General features: G+C 60.0%; 25 protein-coding genes. All 25 read left to right on the forward strand.

The genetic code is table 11. The annotated features are described in order from the left end of the window. Position 1 precedes the first annotated feature (1 nt). Positions 2 to 1387 carry a sigma-54-dependent response regulator transcription factor FleR gene (gene fleR / locus ACYZTX_RS10270; protein ID WP_462033965.1) on the forward strand — a complete coding sequence of 462 codons (1386 nt, stop codon included), beginning with the start codon at positions 2 to 4 and terminating at the stop codon, positions 1385 to 1387. 273 nt (positions 1388 to 1660) lie between these two features. After that, positions 1661 to 1990 (forward strand): flagellar hook-basal body complex protein FliE, encoded by a 330-nt coding sequence (gene fliE, locus ACYZTX_RS10275; RefSeq protein ID WP_095127774.1) that lies wholly within the window; start codon positions 1661 to 1663, stop codon positions 1988 to 1990. Between the two features lie 15 nt (positions 1991 to 2005). Further along, the gene (fliF, locus tag ACYZTX_RS10280; RefSeq protein ID WP_462033966.1) at positions 2006 to 3793 is read left to right on the forward strand and encodes a flagellar basal-body MS-ring/collar protein FliF; all 1788 of its coding nucleotides are present in this window, start codon (positions 2006 to 2008) and stop codon (positions 3791 to 3793) included. Then, on the forward strand, positions 3786 to 4805 hold the full coding sequence (gene fliG, locus ACYZTX_RS10285) for a flagellar motor switch protein FliG (protein WP_462033967.1): 1020 nt from the start codon (positions 3786 to 3788) through the stop codon (positions 4803 to 4805). The genes fliF and fliG overlap by 8 nt, the downstream gene beginning before the upstream one ends. Before the next feature lie 7 nt (positions 4806 to 4812). Then, a complete protein-coding gene (fliH, locus tag ACYZTX_RS10290) occupies positions 4813 to 5622 on the forward strand; it encodes a flagellar assembly protein FliH (protein WP_462033968.1) in 810 nt (269 codons plus the stop codon). Further along, on the forward strand, positions 5612 to 6970 hold the full coding sequence (gene fliI, locus ACYZTX_RS10295) for a flagellar protein export ATPase FliI (protein WP_462033969.1): 1359 nt from the start codon (positions 5612 to 5614) through the stop codon (positions 6968 to 6970). Before fliH ends, fliI begins: the two co-directional genes overlap by 11 nt. Positions 6971 to 6976: 6 nt before the next feature. Further along, positions 6977 to 7426: a flagellar export protein FliJ gene (gene fliJ / locus ACYZTX_RS10300; RefSeq protein WP_462033970.1), complete on the forward strand. Its 450-nt coding sequence runs from the start codon at positions 6977 to 6979 to the stop codon at positions 7424 to 7426. 167 nt (positions 7427 to 7593) lie between these two features. Next, positions 7594 to 7899 (forward strand): STAS domain-containing protein, encoded by a 306-nt coding sequence (locus ACYZTX_RS10305; protein WP_462033971.1) that lies wholly within the window; start codon positions 7594 to 7596, stop codon positions 7897 to 7899. 5 nt (positions 7900 to 7904) lie between these two features. Continuing rightward, a complete protein-coding gene (locus ACYZTX_RS10310) occupies positions 7905 to 9611 on the forward strand; it encodes an ATP-binding SpoIIE family protein phosphatase (protein ID WP_462033972.1) in 1707 nt (568 codons plus the stop codon). Positions 9612 to 9641: 30 nt separating this feature from the next. Beyond that, positions 9642 to 9989 carry an Hpt domain-containing protein gene (locus tag ACYZTX_RS10315; RefSeq protein WP_462033973.1) on the forward strand — a complete coding sequence of 116 codons (348 nt, stop codon included), beginning with the start codon at positions 9642 to 9644 and terminating at the stop codon, positions 9987 to 9989. A gap of 105 nt (positions 9990 to 10094) precedes the next feature. Beyond that, positions 10095 to 11453, forward strand: a complete 1359-nt coding sequence (locus tag ACYZTX_RS10320; protein ID WP_462033974.1) for a flagellar hook-length control protein FliK — start codon at positions 10095 to 10097, stop codon at positions 11451 to 11453. 210 nt (positions 11454 to 11663) lie between these two features. Next, a complete protein-coding gene (gene fliL, locus ACYZTX_RS10325; RefSeq protein WP_462033975.1) occupies positions 11664 to 12167 on the forward strand; it encodes a flagellar basal body-associated protein FliL in 504 nt (167 codons plus the stop codon). Positions 12168 to 12176: 9 nt separating this feature from the next. Continuing rightward, positions 12177 to 13145, forward strand: a complete 969-nt coding sequence (gene fliM, locus ACYZTX_RS10330; RefSeq protein WP_008024584.1) for a flagellar motor switch protein FliM — start codon at positions 12177 to 12179, stop codon at positions 13143 to 13145. Between the two features lie 70 nt (positions 13146 to 13215). Beyond that, entirely contained in the window at positions 13216 to 13674 is a 459-nt protein-coding gene (gene fliN, locus ACYZTX_RS10335) for a flagellar motor switch protein FliN (RefSeq protein WP_462033976.1), read from the forward strand. Next, positions 13675 to 14130: a flagellar biosynthetic protein FliO gene (gene fliO, locus ACYZTX_RS10340; protein ID WP_462033977.1), complete on the forward strand. Its 456-nt coding sequence runs from the start codon at positions 13675 to 13677 to the stop codon at positions 14128 to 14130. Then, the gene (gene fliP, locus ACYZTX_RS10345) at positions 14130 to 14888 is read left to right on the forward strand and encodes a flagellar type III secretion system pore protein FliP (protein ID WP_027922366.1); all 759 of its coding nucleotides are present in this window, start codon (positions 14130 to 14132) and stop codon (positions 14886 to 14888) included. Before fliO ends, fliP begins: the two co-directional genes overlap by 1 nt. Further along, on the forward strand, positions 14885 to 15154 hold the full coding sequence (gene fliQ / locus ACYZTX_RS10350) for a flagellar biosynthesis protein FliQ (RefSeq protein ID WP_462033978.1): 270 nt from the start codon (positions 14885 to 14887) through the stop codon (positions 15152 to 15154). The genes fliP and fliQ overlap by 4 nt, the downstream gene beginning before the upstream one ends. Before the next feature lie 3 nt (positions 15155 to 15157). Continuing rightward, complete coding sequence (gene fliR / locus ACYZTX_RS10355) at positions 15158 to 15940, forward strand: flagellar biosynthetic protein FliR (protein ID WP_462033979.1); 783 nt, start codon at positions 15158 to 15160, stop codon at positions 15938 to 15940. A 3-nt stretch (positions 15941 to 15943) separates the two neighbouring features. Further along, the gene (gene flhB, locus ACYZTX_RS10360; RefSeq protein WP_462033980.1) at positions 15944 to 17083 is read left to right on the forward strand and encodes a flagellar biosynthesis protein FlhB; all 1140 of its coding nucleotides are present in this window, start codon (positions 15944 to 15946) and stop codon (positions 17081 to 17083) included. 156 nt (positions 17084 to 17239) lie between these two features. After that, positions 17240 to 19369 (forward strand): flagellar biosynthesis protein FlhA, encoded by a 2130-nt coding sequence (flhA, locus tag ACYZTX_RS10365; protein WP_462033981.1) that lies wholly within the window; start codon positions 17240 to 17242, stop codon positions 19367 to 19369. Positions 19370 to 19380: 11 nt separating this feature from the next. Beyond that, a complete protein-coding gene (gene flhF, locus ACYZTX_RS10370; RefSeq protein ID WP_462033982.1) occupies positions 19381 to 20709 on the forward strand; it encodes a flagellar biosynthesis protein FlhF in 1329 nt (442 codons plus the stop codon). 115 nt (positions 20710 to 20824) lie between these two features. Continuing rightward, entirely contained in the window at positions 20825 to 21655 is an 831-nt protein-coding gene (fleN, locus tag ACYZTX_RS10375; protein ID WP_008001746.1) for a flagellar synthesis regulator FleN, read from the forward strand. Then, a complete protein-coding gene (gene fliA, locus ACYZTX_RS10380; RefSeq protein ID WP_282377502.1) occupies positions 21652 to 22392 on the forward strand; it encodes an RNA polymerase sigma factor FliA in 741 nt (246 codons plus the stop codon). Before fleN ends, fliA begins: the two co-directional genes overlap by 4 nt. 167 nt (positions 22393 to 22559) lie before the next feature. Next, complete coding sequence (locus ACYZTX_RS10385; protein WP_008006721.1) at positions 22560 to 22931, forward strand: chemotaxis response regulator CheY; 372 nt, start codon at positions 22560 to 22562, stop codon at positions 22929 to 22931. Between the two features lie 22 nt (positions 22932 to 22953). Next, entirely contained in the window at positions 22954 to 23742 is a 789-nt protein-coding gene (locus tag ACYZTX_RS10390) for a protein phosphatase CheZ (RefSeq protein WP_462033983.1), read from the forward strand. Positions 23743 to 23746 lie beyond the last annotated feature (4 nt).

Below are 23746 nucleotides of genomic sequence, written 5' to 3' on the forward strand. Positions count from 1 at the left end.
CATGGCAATCAAGGTTTTACTGGTCGAGGATGACCGCGCGCTACGCGAAGCATTGGCCGATACGCTATTGCTCGCCGGGCACGATTTCAAAGCCGTCGGTTCGGCGGAAGAAGCGCTGGCGGCGGTTGGTGCCGAGGCGTTCAACCTGGTACTGAGTGACGTCAACATGCCGGGCATGGATGGCCATCAACTGCTCGGATTGCTGCGCACGCGTCAGCCGCAGCTGCCGGTATTGCTGATGACGGCTCACGGCGCCGTGGAGCGGGCAGTCGATGCGATGCGTCAGGGCGCGGCGGATTACCTGGTCAAGCCGTTCGAGCCCAAGGCGTTGCTCGATCTGGTGGCGCGTCATGCGCTGGGCAGCCTTGGCGCGTCCGAGGGCGAGGGGCCTGTGGCGTTCGAGCCGGCCAGTGCGCAATTGCTGGAACTGGCTGCGCGAGTGGCACGCAGTGATTCCACGGTATTGATCTCCGGTGAGTCCGGGACCGGTAAAGAAGTGCTGGCGCGTTACATTCATCAGCACTCCCATCGTGCCAGTCAGCCGTTCATTGCGATCAACTGCGCAGCCATCCCCGACAACATGCTCGAAGCCACGCTGTTCGGTCATGAGAAGGGCTCGTTCACCGGCGCCATCGCGGCGCAGGCCGGCAAGTTCGAACAGGCTGATGGCGGGACCATCCTGCTCGACGAAATTTCCGAAATGCCCCTGGGCCTGCAGGCCAAGTTGCTGCGCGTGTTGCAAGAGCGCGAAGTCGAGCGGGTCGGGGCGCGCAAGCCGATCACGCTGGACATTCGAGTCGTCGCGACCACCAACCGTGATCTGGCCGGAGAAGTGGCGGCGGGGCGTTTCCGTGAAGACCTTTACTATCGCCTGTCGGTGTTTCCGCTGGCCTGGCGTCCGTTGCGCGAGCGGACCGCCGACATCCTGCCGCTGGCCGAGCGTCTGCTGGCCAAGTACGTCAATAAAATGAAGCATGCCGCGGCAAGACTGTCGCCTGACGCACAGGCGTGCCTGATCGGTTATCCGTGGCCGGGTAATGTGCGTGAGCTGGATAACGCAATTCAGCGGGCGCTGATCCTCCAGCAGGGCGGTTTGATCCAGCCTGAGGATTTCTGCCTGGCCGGGCCGGTCGCCTGTGCGCCGTTGCCAGCCTTGGCGTCGACGTCCGCGCGAGCCGTGGAGGTCGAATCCGAGTCGGCCGGGGCACTGGGTGATGACCTGCGTCGTCGTGAATTCCAGATGATCATCGACACCTTGCGCGCCGAGCGCGGCCGTCGCAAAGAGGCCGCCGAGCGTTTGGGCATCAGTCCGCGCACCCTGCGTTACAAGCTGGCGCAGATGCGTGATGCCGGAATGGACGTGGAAGCTTATTTGTTCGCCACCTGAAGGTTGACGGAAGTAGCGCCGATCTAAATGTGGAAGCGAGCCTGCTCGCGAAGGCGGTGAGACAGGTACGAAAATGTCGACTGACACTCCCTCTTCGCGAGCAGGCTCGCTCCCACAATGTTTTGCGTTGGTTCACGGTTAAGAAAAGCCTGGAAGGTTTTGTGAAACGAGGCCACGGAGCTGGCACCCTTGTTGCTAACACCTCACTACCCGCCGAGTGAGTGTCAAAAAATTGCGGGTCGCCAAAGACGTAGCTCGTCAAAGAGAGAAACCATGAGCCAAGGTATTGAATTCAATCGATTGATGCTGGACATGCGTTCCATGCAAATGGATGCCATGTCTGCGTCGAAATCGACTGCCGCAGTCCCTCAACTGGGTGGCAGCAGCTTTTCCGACATGCTCGGTCAGGCCGTCAATAAAGTGAACGACACCCAACAGGCGTCCAGTCAGTTGGCCAGTGCCTTCGAGATCGGCAAGAGCGGCGTCGACCTGACGGACGTGATGATTTCCTCGCAGAAGGCCAGCGTGTCTTTTCAGGCGTTGACCCAAGTGCGCAACAAACTGGTTCAGGCATACCAAGACATCATGCAGATGCCGGTTTAAGGACGAGATTGAGTCATGGCAGAAGCAGTCGCCGATAATGTTCCGGCCAAGACCACTCCAATAGACGGCAAGCCGCCGCTGTTCGGGTTGTCCTTCCTGGAAAACCTCTCCGAGATGACCATGTTGCGTCAGGTGGGCCTGTTGGTCGGCCTGGCCGCGAGCGTGGCGATTGGCTTCGCCGTGGTGTTGTGGTCCCAGCAACCGGACTACCGGCCTCTGTACGGCAGCCTTGCCGGTATGGACGCCAAGCAGGTCATGGATACGCTGGCTGCAGCCGACATTCCCTATACCGTTGAACCAAACTCCGGTGCCTTGCTGGTCAAGGCCGATGACTTGTCCCGCGCGCGAATCAAACTCGCGGGCGCTGGTGTCACTCCCAGCGACGGCAACATCGGTTTTGAAATTCTCGACAAGGACCAGGGCCTGGGTACCAGTCAGTTCATGGAAGCGACCCGTTATCGTCGCGGTCTCGAAGGCGAACTCGCCCGCACCATCTCCAGCCTGAACAACGTCAAGGGTGCCCGCGTGCACCTGGCGATTCCGAAAAGTTCGGTGTTCGTGCGCGACGAGCGCAAGCCGAGCGCTTCGGTTCTGGTGGAGCTGTATTCCGGCCGCTCGCTGGAGCCTGGCCAGGTACTGGCAATCATCAACCTGGTCGCTACCAGCGTTCCCGAACTCAGCAAATCCCAGATCACCGTCGTCGATCAGAAGGGCACCTTGCTCTCCGATCAGGTGGAGAACTCCGAATTGACCATGGCCGGCAAGCAATTCGATTACAGCCGTCGCATGGAAAGCATGCTCACTCAGCGCGTGCACAATATTCTGCAGCCGGTGCTGGGCAATGACCGCTATAAAGCCGAAGTCTCGGCCGACGTGGATTTCAGTGCTGTCGAGTCGACCTCCGAGCAGTTCAACCCGGATCAACCGGCGTTGCGCAGCGAGCAGTCGGTCAATGAGCAACGCACCGCCAGCAATGGCCCGCAAGGTGTGCCGGGTGCTTTGAGCAACCAGCCACCCGCGCCAGCCTCCGCGCCGCAAACCACCGGTGGCGCTACCGCGTCGGCAGGCATGGTGCAGCCAGGCCAGCCATTGATTGATGCCAACGGTCAGCAAATCATGGACCCGGCCACCGGTCAGCCTATGCTCGCACCGTACCCGGCGGACAAGCGTCAACAATCCACCAAGAACTTCGAGCTCGACCGCTCCATCAGCCACACCAAACAACAGCAGGGCCGTTTGAATCGCCTGTCGGTGTCAGTGGTGGTGGATGACCAGGTCAAGATCAACGCGGCCAACGGTGAAACCACCCGCGCGCCGTGGACCGCCGATGAACTGGCGCGCTTCACCCGCCTGGTGCAGGACGCCGTCGGCTTCGACGCCAGCCGTGGCGACAGCGTCAGCGTGATCAACATGCCGTTCTCCGCCGAGCGCGGTGAAGTGATTGCCGATATTGCGTTCTACTCCCAGCCATGGTTCTGGGACATCGTCAAACAAGTACTGGGTGTCTTGTTCATCCTGGTGCTGGTGTTCGGTGTGCTGCGTCCGGTGCTCAACAACATCACCGGTGGCGGCAAAGGCAAACAGCTTGCAGGTTTGGGTAGCGACGTTGAGTTGGGTGGCATGGGCGGCCTGGACGGCGAACTGGCCAACGACCGCGTCAGCCTCGGTGGCCCGACCAGCATCCTGCTGCCGAGTCCGAGCGAAGGCTATGACGCACAGTTGAACGCAATCAAGAGTCTGGTGGCTGAAGATCCGGGTCGCGTGGCCCAGGTCGTGAAAGAGTGGATTAACGCAGATGAGTGATAACCGAGCCATTGCCGCCAAACTGAGCAAGGTCGACAAAGCCGCGATTCTACTGCTGTCGCTGGGCTCAACCGACGCCGCCCAGGTGCTGCGCCACATGGGGCCCAAAGAGGTCCAGCGTGTGGGTGTGGCCATGGCGCAAATGGGTAACGTGCACCGCGAGCAGGTCGAGCAGGTGATGAGTGAGTTCGTCGATATCGTCGGCGACCAGACCAGCCTCGGCGTCGGCTCCGACGACTACGTGCGCAAAATGCTCACTCAGGCACTGGGCGAAGACAAGGCCAACGGCCTGATCGACCGCATCCTGCTGGGCGGCAACACCAGCGGCCTCGACAGCCTGAAGTGGATGGAACCGCGCGCTGTCGCCGACGTGATCCGTTACGAGCACCCGCAGATCCAGGCGATCGTCGTGGCGTATCTCGATCCGGACCAGGCCGGTGAAGTGCTCGGCAACTTCGACCATAAGGTGCGTCTGGACATCATTCTGCGGGTTTCCTCGCTGAACACTGTGCAGCCCGCGGCCCTGAAAGAACTCAACCAGATTCTCGAGAAGCAGTTCTCCGGCAACTCGAATGCCTCGCGCACCACCCTGGGTGGCATCAAGCGTGCGGCCGATATCATGAACTTCCTCGACAGCTCGATCGAAGGTCAACTGATGGACTCGATCCGCGAAGTCGACGAAGACCTGTCCGGTCAGATCGAAGACCTCATGTTCGTGTTCAACAACCTGTCCGATGTCGACGATCGCGGGATTCAGGCGCTGCTGCGCGAAGTGTCCTCCGATGTGCTGGTGCTGGCCCTCAAGGGTTCGGACGAAGGCGTCAAGGAGAAGATCTTCAAGAACATGTCCAAGCGGGCGGCCGAACTGTTGCGCGACGACCTCGAGGCCAAAGGCCCGGTGCGCGTCAGCGACGTGGAAACCGCGCAGAAAGAAATCCTCACCATTGCCCGCCGTATGGCCGAAGCCGGAGAAATCGTTCTCGGCGGGAAGGGCGGCGAAGAGATGATCTAAGGTCACTATGTCGTCCAAACATGATGAGTCCAACACCGACCTGATCCGTGCCAAGGACGTCGGTGGTTTCGACGTCTGGTCGCTGCCCAGTTTCGACCCTTTTGTGCCGGAGCCCGAGCCTGAACCTGAGCCCGAGCCACCGGAAATGGAAGAAGTGCCACTGGACGAAGTCCAGCCACTGACCCTCGAAGAGCTCGAAAGCATTCGCCAGGAGGCCTACAACGAAGGCTTCGCCACGGGCGAGAAAGAAGGTTTTCACAGCACCACGCTCAAGGTCCGTCAGGAAGCCGAAGTGGCGCTGACCGCCAAGATTGCTGCTCTGGAGCAACTGATGGGGCATCTGTTCGAGCCCATTGCCGAACAGGACACCCTGATCGAAAAATCCTTGGTCGACCTTGTGCAGCACATCACCAAACAGGTGATTCAGCGCGAACTGGCCATCGACTCGACGCAGATCGAACACGTCATGCGCGAGGCTCTCAAGCTCTTGCCGCTGGGCGTGGGCAATGTGCGGCTGTACATCAATCCGCAAGATTTCGAACAGGTCAAAGCCTTGCGCGAACGCCATGAAGAAACCTGGCGCATCGTTGAGGACGAGGCATTGTTGCCCGGCGGTTGCCGGGTCGAGACTGAACACAGCCGTATCGACGCCACGGTCGAAACCCGTGTGGCGCGGGTCATGGACAAGCTGTTCGATCAGTTGCACGAACAGGCCTTGCACCCGGCCGCGCCGGATCTGAGCCTGGAACTGCCGATCAGCAACAAGCCCTCTATCGCGCCTGTTCAACCCGAACTGGACGACCCCGATGCGCCTTGATCGCACCAGCTTCGCCAAACGCCTCGGCAGCTACGCCGAGGCCACGGAGCTGGAAGGCGCGCCGATCCTTGAAGGCCGCTTGCTGCGCATGGTCGGCCTGACCCTCGAGGCCGAGGGTTTGCGCGCCGCCATGGGCAGCCGCTGCATGGTCATCAATGACGACAGTTATCACCCGGTGCAGGTCGAAGCCGAAGTCATGGGCTTCTCCGGCAGCAAGGTGTTTCTGATGCCAGTCGGCAGCGTGGCGGGCATCGCGCCCGGTGCCCGAGTGGTGCCTCTGGCTGATACCGGCCGTCTGCCGATGGGCATGAGCATGCTCGGGCGGGTGCTCGATGGCGCCGGTCGCGCGCTGGACGGCAAGGGCGGGATGAAGGCCGAAGATTGGGTGCCGATGGACGGCCCGACCATCAACCCGCTCAAGCGCGAACCGATCAGCGAGCCGCTCGACGTGGGCATTCGCTGCATCAACGGTTTGTTGACGGTCGGTCGCGGTCAGCGTCTGGGCCTGTTCGCCGGTACTGGCGTGGGCAAGAGTGTGCTGTTGGGCATGATGACCCGCTTCACCGAGGCCGACATCATCGTCGTCGGGCTGATCGGTGAGCGGGGTCGTGAAGTTAAAGAGTTTATCGAGCACATCCTCGGTGAAGAAGGGCTCAAGCGTTCGGTGGTAGTGGCGTCTCCGGCGGACGATGCGCCGCTGATGCGTCTGCGCGCGGCCATGTACTGCACGCGCATCGCCGAGTATTTCCGCGACAAAGGCAAGAACGTCCTGTTGCTCATGGACTCCCTGACCCGTTTCGCCCAGGCCCAGCGAGAAATCGCCCTGGCCATCGGCGAGCCACCAGCGACCAAGGGTTATCCGCCATCGGTGTTTGCCAAGCTGCCGAAACTGGTTGAGCGGGCCGGTAATGCGGAGAAGGGCGGCGGTTCGATCACCGCGTTCTACACCGTATTGTCCGAAGGCGATGACCAGCAGGATCCGATTGCCGACGCTGCACGAGGCGTACTCGACGGGCACATCGTGCTGTCCCGGCGCCTGGCCGAGGAAGGTCATTACCCGGCCATCGATATCGAAGCGTCCATCAGCCGGGTCATGCCGTCGGTGGTGTCGCCGGAGCACATGATGCGCGCCCAGTATTTCAAGCAGCTGTGGTCGCGTTATCAACAGAGTCGAGACCTGATCAGCGTCGGCGCCTACGTCGCGGGTGGTGATCGGGAAACCGACCTGGCGATCTCCCTGCAACCGCAGTTGGTGAAATACCTGCGCCAGGGCCTGAACGACAGCATCAGCCTGGGCGAAAGCGAAGCCTATCTCGGCACGATTTTCGCTCCCGCGGCCGGCGGCTAACCGGCCATGGCCCAGAGCCGAGCCTCGCGCCTGGCCCCCGTGGTCGAAATGGCCGAAAAGGCCGAGAAAACCGCGGTCCTGCGCCTGGGGCACTTCCAGGGGCAGGTCCGTCTGGCAGAAAGCAAACTCGCCGACCTTGAAGCTTTTCGCCTCGACTATCAGGAACAATGGATCGTGCGCGGCAGCAGCGGCGTGTCGGGCCAATGGCTGCTGGGTTATCAAGGCTTCCTTGCGCAACTGGGTACCGCTATCGACCAGCAGCGACAAAGCCTCGTGTGGCATCAAAACAATCTGAACAAGGCACGGGAAACCTGGCAGCAGGCATTCGCCCGGGTCGAAGGCTTGCGCAAACTGGTGTCGCGCTACATGGATGAGGCGCGGCGGCTGGAAGACCGGCGCGAGCAGAAGCTGCTGGATGAGTTGTCCCAGCGGTTACCGCGTCAGGATCCTTGTTAAGCGTTGCCTTCGAAAAGATCGCAGCCTTCGGCAGCTCCTACGGGTTCGGGTTTACACGCGGATAATGTAGGAGCTGCCGAAGGCTGCGATCTTTTGATCTTGCTCCTGTTTCCACCAAGTGCTAAACCTTGTACACGTACGCTCACCCATGACAAGGAAGCCGTTCAATGTCAGTTGTTACAGAAGTATCTCAAGATGGGCAAAAACTGACGATTTCGATCAAGGGACGATTCGATTTCGCCAAGCATCAGGAATTTCGTGAATCCTACGAGAACCTTGAGCCAAAACCCGGATCCTTCGAAGTGGATCTGAAAGACGCCACCTACCTCGACAGCTCAGCGCTCGGCATGCTGTTGCTATTGCGTGATCACGCCGGTGGCGAGAATGCCGAGATCACGTTGACCAACGCTAATGCAGATGTGCGCAAGATCCTCGCCATCTCCAACTTCGAACAAATCTTCGACGTGGCGTGACCGTCATGCAGTCTTTGTTCGAGCCGCTGACGATCCTGATCGCTGAAGACAGCGCGGCCGATCGCATGCTGCTGTCGACCATCGTCCGTCGCCAAGGCCATGAGGTGCTGACGGCCGCCAATGGTGCCGAAGCCGTTGACGCGTTTCGCCTGCAGCGACCGCAACTGGTGCTCATGGACGCCATGATGCCAGTGATGGACGGTTTCGAGGCGGCGCGACAGATCAAGGTATTGGCCGGGGAAACCCTGGTGCCGATCATCTTCCTCACCTCGCTGACCGAAAGCGAAGCGCTGGCCCGCTGTCTGGAGGCCGGGGGCGACGACTTTCTGGCAAAGCCCTACAACCAGGTGATTCTCGCCGCCAAGATCAAGGCGATGGATCGCTTGCGGCGGTTGCAGGCCACGGTGTTGCAGCAGCGGGACCAGATCGCCAGGCACCACGACTACCTGCTCAACGAGCAGCGGGTGGCCAAGGCCGTATTCGACAAGGTGGCCCACTCCGGCTGCCTGCATGCCTCCAATATCCGCTACCTGCAATCGCCCTATGCGCTGTTCAACGGCGATCTGCTGCTGGCTGCGTTTACCCCGGCCGGCGACATGCACGTGATGCTCGGCGATTTCACTGGCCATGGCTTGCCCGCCGCGGTCGGTGCGATGCCCTTGGCCGAAGTCTTTTACGGCATGACTGCCAAGGGTTACGGCCTGTCTGAAACCTTGCGCGAGATGAATGCCAAGCTCAAGCGCATCCTGCCGGTGGACATGTTCTGTTGTGCAACGCTGCTGTGCCTGAGCTTTCAGCGGCGCTCGGTGGAGGTCTGGAACGGCGGGATGCCGGACGGTTACCTGCACAGCATCGCCAGTGGTGAGCGCACGGCGCTGAAGGCTCGGCATTTGCCGCTCGGCGTGCTGAGCCCGCAATCGTTTAATGACCGCACCGAGGTGTTTCCGATGGCGGTCGGGGATCGGGTCTTCCTGTTGTCCGACGGGGTGATTGATACCTGCGATGCCAATGAACAGTTGTTTGGTGTGGAGCGATTGCAGCAGGTGTTTTCGGCCAATCGTCAGCCTGATGCGTTGTTCGAAGAGATCGAGCAGGCGCTGCGGGACTTTCGCGGCGAGGCCCGCGATGACGTGAGCATGGTCGAGGTCAGTCTGCTGGACGCCGCGCAACAGAGCCCGCCGGCGCTGGTGTATTCCGACAGCGGCCAGTCCTGCCCGCTGGACTGGTCAGTGAGTTTCGAGTTTCGCGCCGCCACGCTCAGACGTTTCAATCCGCTGCCGTATCTTCTGCAATTGCTGCTAGAGGTCCACGGTCTGCGGGCTCAGAGCGGGGCGCTCTACAGTGTTTTGGCCGAACTGTATTCCAATGCCCTTGAGCATGGCGTGCTGGGGCTGGATTCGGCGCTCAAACGCGATGCCTCGGGTTTTGCCCGCTATTATCAACAGCGCAAAACCCGCCTGGACGATTTGCAGGAGGGCTTCGTGCGGGTGCATTTGCAGGTTGTCCCGAGGGGCGAGGGTGGCTGCCTGACGGTTCGGGTCGACGACAGTGGCAAGGGTTTCGATGTTGCGCGGGTGATGGAACGGCCTGTCGATGGCGTCCGTCTGTCGGGACGTGGCGTCAGTCTGATCCGTCAATTGGGCCACAATGCGAGTTGGTCCGACGATGGTCGAAGTGCCCGCGTGGAGTTTCTCTGGGAGGCTCTGGCATAATCCACGCATTCTTGATCAAGGAGTGAGCAAGTGGCTGACACACACCTGGACCGCGACGTACTGAACGCGTTGCAAGAGGTCATGGAGGATGAGTATCCGGCGTTGCTGGATACCTTCATCGCCGATTCCGAAGAGCGTTTGCGCGTCTTGCGAAACGCCGAGGACGCCGCGCAACTCATGAATGCTGCCCATAGTTTCAAGGGCAGTAGCAGCAATATGGGCGCCATTCGCCTGGCTGAGTTATGTCATGAGCTGGAGCAACGCGCTAAGGAAGAAAGCCTCGCCGGCATTGAAAAACTGGTGGGCGAAATTGACGGAGAGTTCGCCATTGTTCGACCGCTCTATGAAGCCGAGCGCCAGCGTTCTCTTTCTGATTGAGACGACCGCCCGGCGCTTTTAGCACCTGCTACTCAAACCTGGCGTGACCTTTGCAATAGTCTTCGTCAACTGTACCTACGATCCCAGTGCAGCGGAGACCGTTCCATGCCCGTTACCCCCAATATGCTAATTCAGGCCACCGCGCAGGCCAAGACTCAAGCCGCTTCCGCCAATACACCGGCGCTGGCCGCTAAGCCTGGGGACAAGGCGTCCAGCTTCACGCAGGTCTACGCCAATCAAGCCCGGAACAAACCCTCTGCGGTGGGTGATGGATCGGCCAAGCCAATAGGCGATAAGACCCCGGACAGCCCTGGCAAAAAGGACGTCGACAACAACACGTCTGCCACCCAGGAACCGGCGGTTGCCGATAGCGGCAAATCCTTGCCCGCCGATAAGCCGGCGTCGACTGATGACAAGGCCGCCAGCGATGACGGATCGGATGCTGCGCAGACGCAAGTCGCCGATGCCGCGCCTGTTGACCCGACACTCGATCCTGCATTGATGCAGGCAGTCCAGCCGGCAGCGCCAGTGCCGACGACTCCGCCAATGGTAGCCGCCGCGCAGGTCGAAGCGCCGATCGCTGCGGCCGTTACAGCGCCAACCCTTCCCGCCGCAACCACTGACACCGATTTCGACCCCGAAGCCGATCCTCTCGACGCGCTGCCAGCCGTGCGCATGGCCATGGAACAGAGCGGGCACGTTTCTGCTTCCAGCCAGGCTCAGCCCAAGGCGGCACCGACCTCGGCCCAGGTCCAGGCCGACGGCGAGTCGACCTCGGCGCAGAACTTTGCCGCGGGCATGACGAGCATGCTCGACGTGCAGGCCGACAAGGACAGCACCGGCCAGGGCGGCGACAAGGCCTTCAGTGGTCTTATCGATGACGGTCTCAAGGACCTGAAGTCCGCGACCGGCGATACCCGGGTCGACGACTTTGCCAATCGTCTGGCAGCGCTGACCCAAGCGGCAACGCCGAAAACCGCCAATGCCTTGCCGGTGAACCAGCCGATCGCCATGCACCAGAGCGGCTGGACCGAAGAAGTAGTGAACCGGGTCATGTACCTGTCCAGTGCCAATCTCAAGGCGGCCGACATCCAGTTGCAACCGGCCGAACTGGGGCGCCTGGACATTCGGGTGAACATGGTTCCGGATCAACAGACTCAGGTGACGTTCATGAGCGCCCATCCAGGCGTTCGCGAAGCGCTGGACGGGCAAATGCATCGCTTGCGTGACATGTTTGCGCAGCAGGGCATGGGCCAGGTCGACGTCAACGTGTCCGACCAGTCCCGTGGCTGGCAGGGTCAGGGGCAGGATCAGGCGCAACAGGGCCAAGGCCAGGGCGGGCGCACCAACGCCACCGGTGGTCGCCTCGATTCCATGGACGAAGAACTTCCGGTTAACGTTGCCGAAGTAGCGGCCAGCACCACCAGCGTGATTGGCTCCAGCGCAGTCGACTACTACGCCTGATAATTCTCGGCGCCCCCTAAAAGATCGCAGCCTTCGGCAGCTCCTACAGGATGTACACATTCCAATGTAGGAGCTGCCGAAGGCTGCGATCTTTTGCTTTTCGGCCACGGTCGACTGTCCTTCCAGTTTTCCCTCAGACACTTCTGGCATAACACTTGCTCTTGCCTTGCCGTGCGACTGTGAAAACCCGAATAGTGACGGATTATTGGCATGGCGAAGAGCGAAGCAGTAGCAGTAAAAGACCCCGCAACCAAAGGCAAACTCAAGCTGATCATCGTGATCGTGGTGGCCCTGCTGCTGGCGATCGGCTTGTCCGTGGGGGCGACCTGGTTCTTCATGCACAGCGCCCAGAGCAAGCCTGCCGCCGCGGCGGAAACAGCCCCGGTCGGCAAGCAGCCAGCGATTTTCGAGCCCATGGCTCCGGCCTTCGTGGCCAACTACAACCAGAGCGGTCGTCAGCGCTACATGCAGGTGAGCATCACCATGCAGGGTCGCAATCAAGCTGATCTGGAAGCGCTCAAAGTGCACATGCCGGTCATCCGCAATAACCTGGTCATGCTGTTCTCCGGCCAGGACTTCGCCACCCTGGCGTCGCCGGTCGGCCAGGAAATGTTGCGTCAGAAAGCCACGGCCAGCGTCCAGGAAGTGGCGCAGAAAGAACTCGGCAAAGTGGTCATCGAACAGTTGCTTTTCACTAATTTCGTACTGCAGTAGGAACACGACATGGCCGTGCAGGACCTGCTGTCCCAGGATGAGATCGATGCGCTGTTGCATGGCGTCGACGATGGTCTGGTGCAGACCGATACCGCTGCCGAACCCGGCAGCGTCAAAAGCTACGACCTGACCAGCCAGGATCGCATCGTCCGTGGGCGCATGCCGACCCTGGAGATGATCAACGAGCGTTTCGCCCGCTACACCCGCATCAGCATGTTCAACATGCTGCGCCGCTCGGCGGACGTTGCCGTCGGTGGCGTGCAGGTGATGAAGTTCGGCGAATACGTGCACTCGCTGTACGTGCCGACCAGCCTCAACCTGGTCAAGATCAAACCGTTGCGCGGCACCGCGTTGTTCATCCTCGACGCCAAACTGGTGTTCAAGCTGGTGGACAACTTCTTCGGCGGCGACGGCCGCCACGCAAAGATCGAAGGGCGTGAATTCACCCCGACCGAATTGCGTGTGGTGCGCATGGTGCTGGAGCAGGCCTTCGTCGATTTGAAGGAAGCCTGGCAGGCGATCATGGAAGTGAACTTCGAGTACATCAACTCGGAAGTGAACCCGGCCATGGCCAACATCGTCGGTCCGAGCGAAGCCATTGTGGTGTCGACGTTCCACATTGAACTCGATGGCGGCGGCGGCGACCTGCACGTGACCATGCCGTACTCGATGATCGAACCGGTACGCGAAATGCTCGACGCCGGCTTCCAGTCGGACCTCGACGATCAGGACGAACGCTGGGTCAATGCCTTGCGCCAGGACGTGCTGGACGTTGACGTACCGATCGGTGCCACGGTGGCTCGTCGTCAGTTGCGCCTGCGGGACATTCTGCACATGCAGCCGGGGGACATTATCCCGGTCGAGATGCCGGAAGAAATGATCATGCGCGCCAACGGCGTGCCTGCGTTCAAGGTCAAGATGGGCTCGCACAAAGGCAACCTCGCGTTGCAAGTGATCGAGCCGATCGAGCGCCGTTGATTGGCGCTCGTACACATTCGCTTTTAACTGACGGCTTCTCATTGAATGGTTGCCCGCCGAGGACAAATTGATGGCTGACAATATGAATACCCAGGACGACCAGGCACTGGCCGATGAATGGGCGGCTGCCCTGGAAGAAACCGGCGATGCCGGGCAGGACGACATCGATGCCTTGCTGGCCGCCGACGCTGCCAGTTCGCCGTCCAATCGTCTCGCGATGGAAGAGTTCGGCAGCGTGCCGAAAAACAACAATCCAGTCACCCTGGACGGTCCGAACCTGGATGTGATCCTCGATATCCCGGTATCGATTTCCATGGAAGTCGGCAGCACCGACATCAACATCCGCAACCTGCTGCAGCTTAACCAGGGTTCGGTCATCGAGCTCGATCGTCTGGCCGGTGAACCGCTGGACGTGCTGGTCAACGGCACGCTCATCGCTCACGGTGAGGTGGTGGTGGTCAACGAGAAGTTCGGCATCCGCCTGACTGACGTGATCAGCCCAAGCGAACGCATCAAGAAGCTGCGCTAAGTGAAAAAGCTTTTGGGATGCTTGCCGGGATTAGCGCTGGCCTTTCCGTTCAGCGTTCTGGCTGCCGAGCCAGTGGCGACGGCTGCCGCCGCTGCACCTGCGGTCAGCAGCGGTGTGGCCGGGCAATTGACGCAGTTGGTGTTCGGTTTGCTGCTGGTGCTGGGGTTGATCTTCTTCCTCGCCTGGTTGCTGCGTCGGGTGCAACAGGCCGGGCCGGCCGGCAAAGGGCAGGTGATCGAGCTGATCGGTTCCCGCGCGCTTGGCCCTCGCGACCGGTTGATGCTGGTGCAGGTCGGCAACGAGCAGATTCTGCTTGGCTTGAGCCCCGGCACCATCACTGCGTTGCATGTGCTCAAAGAGCCGGTGCAAGTGCCCGGCGGTACTGAAAAAGCGACCCCCGAGTTTGCCCAGCGCCTGATGGAACTGATGGGCAAGGATCAGAAGGATAAGAAGTAATGGGTGCGTTACGCATCGTCTTGACGCTGGCCCTGATGCTGGCCGCGCCGCTGGCGTTCGCCGCCGATCCGTTGTCGATCCCGGCGATTACCCTGGGCACCAATGCCAATGGCGCTCAGGAATACTCGGTCAGCCTGCAAATCCTGCTGATCATGACCGCGCTGAGTTTTATCCCGGCGTTCGTCATGCTGATGACCAGTTTCACCCGGATCATCATCGTCTTCTCGATCTTGCGTCAGGCCCTGGGTCTGCAGCAGACACCGTCTAACCAGATCCTCACGGGCATGGCGCTGTTTCTGACGCTGTTCATCATGGCGCCGGTGTTCGACCGGGTTAACCAGGATGCCTTGCAGCCCTATCTGGCGGAGAAACTCACCGCTCAAGACGCCGTGGCCAAGGCTCAGGTGCCCATCAAGGACTTCATGCTCGCCCAGACCCGCAGCAGCGATCTGGAGTTGTTCATGCGTCTGTCCAAGCGCACTGATATTGCGTCGCCGGATCAGGCGCCACTGACGATCCTGGTACCGGCGTTCGTCACGTCCGAGCTGAAAACCGCGTTCCAGATTGGCTTCATGATCTTCATTCCGTTCCTGATCATCGACCTGGTCGTGGCCAGTGTGCTGATGGCCATGGGCATGATGATGCTCTCGCCGCTGATCATTTCGCTGCCGTTCAAGATCATGCTCTTTGTGCTGGTGGATGGCTGGGCGTTGATCATCGGTACGCTGGCGAGCAGCTTCGGCGGTGTGTCGCCATGACGCCAGAAGTTGCGGTAGACATCTTCCGGGAGGCGCTGTGGCTGACCACCTTGATGGTTGCCGTGCTGGTGATTCCGAGTTTGCTCGTGGGCCTGTTGGTGGCAATGTTCCAGGCCGCTACGCAGATCAACGAACAGACGCTGAGCTTTCTGCCGCGCTTGCTGGTGATGCTGGTGACGCTGATTGTCGCCGGTCCGTGGCTGGTGCAGACCTTCATGGAATACATCCTGCAGTTGTACGGCAATATTCCTCAGGTTATCGGCTAAGCCATGTCGCTGCTCCAGCTGACTGACACCCAGATCAGTACCTGGGTGGCGACGTTCATGTTGCCGCTGTTTCGCGTCGGTTCGTTGCTGATGGTCATGCCGATATTCGGTACGAGCCTGGTGCCCACGCGGATCCGCCTCTATTTTGCTGTGGCCATCACGGTGGTCATCGCCCCCGGCCTGCCACCCATGCCGCCGGTGAATGCGCTGGATCTGAGCGGGCTGCTGCTGATCGCCGAGCAGATCATCATCGGCGCGGTACTGGGGTTCTCCTTGCAGCTGTTCTTCCAGGCCTTCGTGATTGCCGGGCAGATCGTCTCCATTCAGATGGGCATGGGCTTCGCTTCCATGGTCGACCCTACCAACGGTGTGTCGGTGGCAGTGATCGGGCAGTTCTTCACCATGCTGGTGACGCTGTTGTTCCTGTCGATGAATGGCCATCTGGTGGTGTTCGAAGTCCTCACCGAAAGCTTCACCACGCTGCCCGTCGGTAGCGGGTTGATGGTCAATCATTTCTGGGAGCTCGCCGGCAAGCTCGGTTGGGTCCTTGGGGCTGCTCTTATGCTGGTGCTGCCAGCGATCACCGCGCTGCTGGTAGTGAACATTGCGTTTGGCATCATGACCCGGTCGGCGCCGCAGCTGAACATCTTCTCCATTGGCTTCCCGCTGACCCTGGTGCTCGGGATGTACATCCTCTGGGTGGGGCTTGCGGACATCCTCAATCAGTATCAACCGCTGGCCTCCGAGGCCTTGCAGTTTTTACGCGAACTGGCACAGGCGCGCTGAGTCATGGCTGAGAGCGAAAGCGGTCAGGACAAAACAGAAGACCCCACGGAGAAACGTAAAAAGGACTCTCGTGAGAAAGGCGAGATTGCGCGTTCCAAGGAGCTCAACACGCTGGCGATCATGCTGGCTGGTTCCGCTGCGCTGCTGATTTTCGGCGGAGCCCTGGCGCAGGATTTGATGGAGTTGATGCGACAGAATTTTTCCCTGCCGCGAGAAGTCATCCTCGATCAGCGCTCGATGGGCACTTATCTGATGAGCTCGGGGCTGATGGCGTTGCTGGCGATTCAACCCATCATGATCACCCTGGTCCTGGTAGCATTGATCGGGCCGATTTCCCTGGGCGGCTGGCTGTTCGCGGCCAGTTCCCTGGCACCGAAGTTCAGTCGGATGAACCCCGCTGCCGGCCTCAAACGCATGTTTTCGTTCAAGGCTGTGGCTGAGCTGCTCAAGGCGCTGGCGAAATTTTTCATCACCCTTACCGTGGCGCTTTTGGTGTTGTCATCGGACATTGATGACCTGATACGCATCGCACACGAACCATTGGAACTGGCCATCATCCACTGCTTGCAGGTGGTGGGCTGGAGTACGTTGTGGATGTCTTGCGGACTGATCGTTATCGCTGCGGTGGATGTGCCGGTGCAGCTCTGGGAGAGCCACAAGAAACTGCTGATGACCAAGCAGGAAGTGCGTGACGAGCATAAAGATCAGGAAGGGCGGCCGGAGGTCAAACAACGGATACGCCAGCTGCAGCGCGACATGTCCCAGCGCCGGATGATGGCTGCGATCCCCGACGCCGATGTGGTCATCACCAACCCGACCCACTACGCCGTAGCGCTCAAGTACGATCCGGACAAGGGCGGGGCGCCGATGCTGATCGCCAAGGGCAGCGACTTCCTGGCTTTGAAGATCCGTGAAATCGCTGTGGCCAACGACGTGCTGCTGCTTGAGTCGCCGGCGCTGGCACGTTCGATCTACTACTCCACCGAACTTGATCAGGAAATCCCTGGCGGGCTCTATCTTGCTGTCGCCCAGGTGCTCGCTTACGTCTACCAGATCCGCCAGCACCGCGCCGGCAAGGGCAAGCGCCCGGATCCGCTCAAGGGCGATCTGCCGATTCCGCCGGATCTGCGGCGCGATTCCTGAGAGAGGCGCTTGTAGCAGCTGCCGGTCCACAGTACAAATTCCGCTGATAAATCCCTCTGTTTCAACCCCCCGCAAAAGTTGGAAGGTTTCTTGCAGTAGCCGCTTTGCGCCTGCTTCAGGCGTCAAAAGTTTGCTTTAAAGGAACGGGGAATACCGGTGGATCGCTCTCAGTTACTCAACAGTGCTCGCACAAACGTTGCCGATCTAAGTCGGGGCAATCTGGGTGTGCCGTTGTTGCTGTTGGTTATGCTGGCAATGATGATGTTGCCGATCCCGCCGTTCCTGCTGGACGTGTTTTTCACGTTCAACATTGCGCTATCGATCGTCGTTCTGCTGGTCTGCGTGTACGCCTTGCGGCCATTGGATTTTGCCGTGTTCCCGACCATCCTGCTGGTGGCGACGCTACTGCGGCTGGCGTTGAACGTAGCTTCCACCCGCGTAGTAATGCTCCACGGTCAGGACGGCCATGCCTCCGCCGGTAAGGTGATCCAGGCCTTCGGTGAGGTGGTGATCGGCGGAAACTACGTGGTCGGTATCGTCGTCTTCGCGATTTTGATGATCATCAACTTCGTTGTGGTGACCAAGGGTGCCGGGCGGATTTCCGAAGTGAGCGCGCGCTTCACCCTCGATGCGATGCCCGGTAAACAAATGGCAATCGACGCCGACTTGAACGCCGGCCTGATCGACCAGAACCAGGCCAAAATGCGCCGGATGGAAGTGGCCCAGGAAGCCGAGTTCTACGGTTCCATGGACGGTGCCAGCAAGTTCGTGCGCGGTGACGCCATTGCCGGCCTGCTGATTCTGTTCATTAACCTGATCGGCGGCATGGCCGTCGGTATCTTCCAGCACGGCATGAGCTTCGGTGACGCCGGCAAGGTTTACGCGCTGTTGACCATCGGTGACGGTTTGGTGGCGCAATTGCCATCACTGCTGTTGTCCACCGCTGCAGCGATCATGGTGACCCGTGCGTCCGGCTCGGAAGACATGGGCAAACAGATCAATCGCCAGATGTTCGCCTCGCCGAAAGCGTTGGCAGTGGCGGCGGGTATGATGGCGGTCATGGGCCTGGTGCCCGGCATGCCGCACTTCTCCTTTCTCAGCATGGCGGCCCTGGCGGCCGGCGGCGCGTACCTGTTCTGGAAGAAGCAGAACGGGGTCAAGGTTCAGGCCCTGCAAGAGGTCAAGCGTCAGCAGGAACTGTTGCCATCACCCGCCCGCGCTCAGGAAACCAAGGAGCTGGGCTGGGACGACGTCACCCCGATCGACATGATCGGCCTGGAAGTCGGGTACCGGCTGATTCCGCTGGTGGACCGCAACCAGGGTGGTCAGTTGCTGGCGCGAATCAAAGGCGTGCGCAAGAAGCTGTCCCAGGACCTGGGCTTCCTGATGCCGACCGTGCATATCCGTGACAACCTCGACCTGGCGCCGAGCGCCTATCGCCTGACCCTGATGGGGGTGATCCTGGCCGAAGCGGAGATTTACCCGGACCGCGAACTGGCGATCAACCCGGGTCAGGTCTACGGGACGCTCAACGGCATTACCGCCAAAGATCCGGCTTTCGGTCTGGAGGCGGTCTGGATCGAAATCAGCCAGCGTGCCCAGGCGCAATCCCTCGGTTACACCGTGGTCGATGCCAGTACGGTAGTGGCAACTCACTTGAACCAGATTCTGTACAAGCATTCGAGCGAGTTGATCGGTCACGAAGAAGTGCAGCAACTCATGCAATTGCTGGCCAAAAGCTCGCCTAAACTGGCCGAGGAGCTGGTACCTGGCGTGGTGTCTCTGTCGCAGCTGCTTAAAGTTTTGCAGGCTTTGCTGGCCGAACAGGTGCCAGTACGGGACATTCGCAGCATTGCCGAGGCCATCGCCAACAATGCCGCCAAGAGTCAAGATACTGCCGCGCTGGTGGCCGCCGTGCGCGTCGGCGTATCCCGCGCAATCGTCCAAAGCATTGTAGGCACTGACTCCGAGCTACCAGTGATCACCCTGGAGCCAAGGTTGGAACAAATATTGCTCAATAGTCTTCAGAAGGCAGGACAAGGCTCGGAAGAGGGCGTTCTGTTGGAGCCAAGCATGGCTGAAAAACTGCAACGCTCGTTAATCGATGCGGCGCAGCGTCAGGAAATGCAAGGTCAACCGGTGATTCTGCTGGTAGCCGGTCCGGTTCGCGCGATGCTGTCGCGATTCGGCCGATTGGCAGTCCCGGGTTTGCACGTGTTGGCGTATCAGGAAATTCCTGACAACAAGCAAGTGACCATCGTTGCGACAGTAGGGCCCAACGGCTGAGGTAGTGGTTTATGCAAGTTAAGCGTTTTTTCGCCGCCGATATGCGTCAGGCCATGAAACTGGTTCGTGATGAGCTGGGCGCTGATGCCGCCATTATTGGCAACCGCCGGATCGCCGGTGGTGTCGAGCTGACGGCTGCCCTGGATTACAAATTGTCGGCGCTGGCCCCGCGCGTTCCGAACATGGAACTCGAAGACGAACTGCGCAAGACCCAGTCGCGGATCGTTACCGCCCAGGCCGAACTGAGCCTGCGAGGCGAAGGCGAGAGCGACAAGAGCACCAATCGCCAGTTGTTCGCCGGCCTGCCACTGACCGCCGCCGAGCCGCTGATCGAACCGACCTGCGCCGAACCCCGTCGCCCTGCACCGGCCGCTGCGCCAGCCTCCGGTGGTGTGGACCCGCGGGCGTTCGACTCGATGCGTTTCGAACTCAACAGTTTGCGCGAACTGATGGAAGTGCAACTCGGCTCCCTGGCCTGGAATCAGCTGCAAGGCAGCCGTCCGGCCCAGGCCAATCTTTGGCGTCGCCTGCAACGCATCGGCCTGTCCGGCCCGTTGTCGCGCGATTTGCTGGCGCTGATTACCGATATTGAAGAACCTCGTCAGGCCTGGCGCATGTTGCTGGCGCACCTGGCGCGGATGATCGCCACACCGGAAATCGAGCCGCTGGAAGAGGGCGGTGTGATTGCCATGGTCGGCCCTGCCGGCATGGGCAAGACCACTACGCTGGCCAAGCTCGCCGCCCGCTACGTGCTCAAGTACGGCGCGCAGAATATCGCGCTGGTGAGCATGGACAGCTACCGTATTGGTGCTCAGGAGCAGCTCAAGACCCTTGGCCGGATCCTCAATGTGTCGGTGACTCACGTCGACCCGGGCCAGTCACTGGTGCAGGCGCTGGAACCCTTGCTGCGCAAGCGCGTGGTGCTGATCGATACCGCGGGCCTTCAGGCCAGCGATCCGGCACTGCGCATGCAGCTCGAAAGCCTGGCCGGTCGTGGGATCAAATCGAAGAATTATCTAGTGTTGGCAACCACCAGCCAGAAACAGGTTCTAACAGCCGCTTATCACAGTTACAAACGCTGCGGCCTCGCCGGGTGCATCCTGACTAAACTGGATGAAACGGCAAGTCTGGGTGAGGTGTTGAGCCTGGCCATCAGTCATGAATTGCCGGTGGCCTACCTGACTGATGGCCCGCGGATTCCGGATGATTTGCATCTGCCGCGTCGTCATCAGTTGGTCAGTCGCGCCGTCAGCGTGCAAATGCAGGAAGAACCCAGCGAAGAAGCCATGGCTGACATGTTCGCTGATATTTACCACAGCCCGACCAAGCAGGTCGGCTGAGGTATTAATGAACAGTTTTTGTACCTACATCGATGGTCTGCCATGCATTGTTCATTTTTTGAACGCGCAGCCAGTAATGTGGCCTCCGTCAAGTAAGACAAGGTAAAGAAAATTCATGGGCAGCATGCATCCCGTACAGGTGATCGCGGTGACCGGCGGCAAAGGTGGCGTCGGGAAAACTAACGTGTCAGTGAACTTGTCCCTGGCTCTAGCTGAGCTCGGCCGGCGCGTCATGCTGCTGGACGCCGATCTGGGGCTGGCGAACGTCGACGTCCTGCTGGGACTGACACCCAAACGTACGTTAGCCGACGTGATCGAAGGCCGCTGTGAGCTGCGCGACGTACTGTTGCAGGGCCCTGGCGGCATCCGCATCGTCCCGGCGGCGTCCGGCACACAGAGCATGGTTCATCTGAGCCCGGCCCAACACGCCGGCCTGATCCAGGCGTTCAGCGATATCGGCGACAACCTCGACGTATTGGTGATCGACACCGCTGCGGGCATTGGCGACTCTGTCGTCAGTTTCGTTCGCGCAGCGCAAGAAGTCTTGCTGGTGGTCTGCGACGAACCGACTTCGATCACGGATGCCTACGCACTGATCAAATTGCTAAACCGCGATTACGGCATGAACCGCTTCCGCGTCCTGGCCAACATGGCCCAGAGCCCGCAGGAAGGTCGCAACCTGTTTGCCAAGTTGACCAAGGTCACGGATCGCTTCCTCGACGTCGCCTTACAATACGTCGGTGCGGTGCCTTACGACGAAAGCGTGCGTAAGGCCGTGCAGAAACAGCGCGCCGTCTATGAAGCCTTCCCGCGTTCCAAGTGCTCCCTGGCGTTCAAGGCCATTGCACAGAAGGTCGATACCTGGCCATTGCCTGCCAACCCGCGTGGGCACCTGGAGTTTTTCGTCGAGCGCCTCGTGCAACAAACGGCAGGACCGGTGCTATGACAGCCAGCGGCTACAACCTCTACAAGAAATCGGCACGTGACGCGCAGTACGAGCTGATCGAGCGTTACGCGCCACTGGTTAAACGCATTGCCTACCACTTGCTGGCGCGTCTGCCGGCCAGTGTCCAGGTCGAAGACCTGATCCAGGCCGGGATGATCGGCCTGCTTGAAGTGTCGACCAAATACGACGCCAGCAAAGGCGCGAGTTTCGAGACGTACGCGGGCATTCGAATCCGCGGCGCGATGCTCGATGAAGTACGCAAGGGGGACTGGGCGCCACGTTCGGTCCACCGCAATACCCGGATGGTCAGCGACGCCATTCGCTCGATTGAAGCTAAAACCGGTCGTGACGCTAAAGATCACGAGGTTGCGGCCGAACTCCAATTGAGTCTCGACGATTATTACGGGATTTTGAACGACACCCTGGGCAGCCGGTTATTCAGTTTCGACGATCTGTTGCAAGACGGCGAACACGAAGGGCTGCACGAGGATGGTGCCAGTGCTCATCTCGAGCCGTCGCGCGACCTGGAAGATGAACGCTTCCAGATGGCACTGGCGGACGCGATTGCCAATTTGCCGGAGCGTGAGCGACTGGTGTTGGCGCTGTACTACGACGAAGAGTTGAATCTCAAGGAAATCGGTGAGGTCCTGGGGGTCAGCGAATCTCGGGTCAGCCAGTTACACAGCCAGTGCGCGGCCCGTTTGCGGGGGCGTTTGGGGGAGTGGCGAGCGCGCTGAAGGCAGTGTGGGGACACTGCGAACGCGGCTGGTGGGGTGTTGAACCGCACGGGTCCCGATCTGTTGTGCTCCAGACAGTCATTGAGTGCTTTGCCGGATTGATTGAAATGGCGCGTCCAGGTGCTGGGCGCGTTTAAGACTGCTTGGAGGTCGAATTGAACAAGAACATGAAAATCCTCATCGTTGATGACTTCTCAACGATGCGGCGGATCATAAAAAACCTGTTGCGTGACCTTGGGTTCACCAACACGGTCGAGGCTGACGACGGCATCACTGCCATTCCGGTTCTCAACAGTGGCAGCATCGACTTTCTGGTAACAGACTGGAACATGCCTGGCATGACCGGTATCGATTTGCTGCGCCACGTGCGCGCCGATGAAAAGCTCAAGCACCTGCCGGTGCTGATGGTGACCGCTGAAGCCAAGCGTGAGCAGATCATCGAGGCAGCCCAGGCCGGTGTTAACGGCTATGTGGTCAAACCCTTTACGGCCCAGGCGTTGAAAGAAAAAATCGAAAAGATTTTCGAACGCATCGGTTGAGAAACTGCGCCACGGGGGAGCTATGGAGCATATCGAAACTTCACAGGGCGATTTCGAGTCGACCCTGAAAAAACACGCTGTCGAACTGGTCGAAAGCCTTGAAAAAGGCAGGTTCGGCGACGCCGTGCAACTGATCCATGAGCTCAACCAGACCCGTGACCGCGGCCTGTATCAAGAAGTGGGCAAGCTCACTCGCGAGCTGCATAGCGCGATCGTCAATTTCCAGATTGACCCGAACATGCCACAAGCCGAGGAAGTGTCACAGATCACGGATGCCACCGAGCGTCTGGGCTATGTGGTCAAGCTGACCGAGGCCGCAGCCAACCGCACCATGGATCTGGTGGAAAACGCCACACCGCTGGTCAACGGCCTGAGCAATGAAGCCCAGGCCTTGAGCACCGATTGGGGACGGTTCATGCGTCGCGAAGTCGGGGCTGAAGAGTTCCGCGAACTGGCCCGGCGAGTCGACGGTTTCCTGACACGCAGCAGCGAAGACAATCGCGTGGTGTCGAGCAACCTCAACGACATTCTGCTCGCTCAGGATTACCAGGACCTCACCGGTCAGGTGATCAAGCGTGTGACCCAATTGGTCACCGAAGTTGAAAGCAACCTGCTCAAGCTCGTGCTCATGGCCAGTCAGGTGGACCGCTTTGCGGGCATCGAACATGACCGTGAAGCGATGCTGGCTGAAAAAGATCCGCAAAAACATCTCTCTCAGGGTGAAGGTCCGCAGATTCATGCCGATAAAAGAGAAGACGTTGTGTCCGGTCAGGACGATGTGGACGATTTGTTATCCAGCCTAGGATTTTAGAGTT

This window comes from Pseudomonas sp. MDT1-17, assembly GCF_054898105.1.

Bases quoted from the DNA above. Each gene is read 5' to 3' on its own strand.
- fliP (WP_027922366.1), top strand. From the start codon at position 14,130: ATGGGTGCGTTACGCATCGTCTTGACGCTGGCCCTGATGCTGGCCGCG.
- ACYZTX_RS10310 (WP_462033972.1), top strand. From the start codon at position 7,905: ATGCAGTCTTTGTTCGAGCCGCTGACGATCCTGATCGCTGAAGACAGC.
- fliI (WP_462033969.1), top strand. From the start codon at position 5,612: ATGCGCCTTGATCGCACCAGCTTCGCCAAACGCCTCGGCAGCTACGCC.
- ACYZTX_RS10320 (WP_462033974.1), top strand. From the start codon at position 10,095: ATGCCCGTTACCCCCAATATGCTAATTCAGGCCACCGCGCAGGCCAAG.
- fliN (WP_462033976.1), top strand. From the start codon at position 13,216: ATGGCTGACAATATGAATACCCAGGACGACCAGGCACTGGCCGATGAA.
- fliR (WP_462033979.1), top strand. From the start codon at position 15,158: ATGTCGCTGCTCCAGCTGACTGACACCCAGATCAGTACCTGGGTGGCG.
- ACYZTX_RS10390 (WP_462033983.1), top strand. From the start codon at position 22,954: ATGGAGCATATCGAAACTTCACAGGGCGATTTCGAGTCGACCCTGAAA.
- ACYZTX_RS10385 (WP_008006721.1), top strand. From the start codon at position 22,560: ATGAAAATCCTCATCGTTGATGACTTCTCAACGATGCGGCGGATCATA.
- fleN (WP_008001746.1), top strand. From the start codon at position 20,825: ATGGGCAGCATGCATCCCGTACAGGTGATCGCGGTGACCGGCGGCAAA.
- fliJ (WP_462033970.1), top strand. From the start codon at position 6,977: ATGGCCCAGAGCCGAGCCTCGCGCCTGGCCCCCGTGGTCGAAATGGCC.
- fliQ (WP_462033978.1), top strand. From the start codon at position 14,885: ATGACGCCAGAAGTTGCGGTAGACATCTTCCGGGAGGCGCTGTGGCTG.
- fliA (WP_282377502.1), top strand. From the start codon at position 21,652: ATGACAGCCAGCGGCTACAACCTCTACAAGAAATCGGCACGTGACGCG.
- ACYZTX_RS10305 (WP_462033971.1), top strand. From the start codon at position 7,594: ATGTCAGTTGTTACAGAAGTATCTCAAGATGGGCAAAAACTGACGATT.
- fleR (WP_462033965.1), top strand. From the start codon at position 2: ATGGCAATCAAGGTTTTACTGGTCGAGGATGACCGCGCGCTACGCGAA.
- fliH (WP_462033968.1), top strand. From the start codon at position 4,813: ATGTCGTCCAAACATGATGAGTCCAACACCGACCTGATCCGTGCCAAG.
- fliM (WP_008024584.1), top strand. From the start codon at position 12,177: ATGGCCGTGCAGGACCTGCTGTCCCAGGATGAGATCGATGCGCTGTTG.
- fliL (WP_462033975.1), top strand. From the start codon at position 11,664: ATGGCGAAGAGCGAAGCAGTAGCAGTAAAAGACCCCGCAACCAAAGGC.
- fliG (WP_462033967.1), top strand. From the start codon at position 3,786: ATGAGTGATAACCGAGCCATTGCCGCCAAACTGAGCAAGGTCGACAAA.
- flhB (WP_462033980.1), top strand. From the start codon at position 15,944: ATGGCTGAGAGCGAAAGCGGTCAGGACAAAACAGAAGACCCCACGGAG.
- fliF (WP_462033966.1), top strand. From the start codon at position 2,006: ATGGCAGAAGCAGTCGCCGATAATGTTCCGGCCAAGACCACTCCAATA.
- fliE (WP_095127774.1), top strand. From the start codon at position 1,661: ATGAGCCAAGGTATTGAATTCAATCGATTGATGCTGGACATGCGTTCC.
- flhF (WP_462033982.1), top strand. From the start codon at position 19,381: ATGCAAGTTAAGCGTTTTTTCGCCGCCGATATGCGTCAGGCCATGAAA.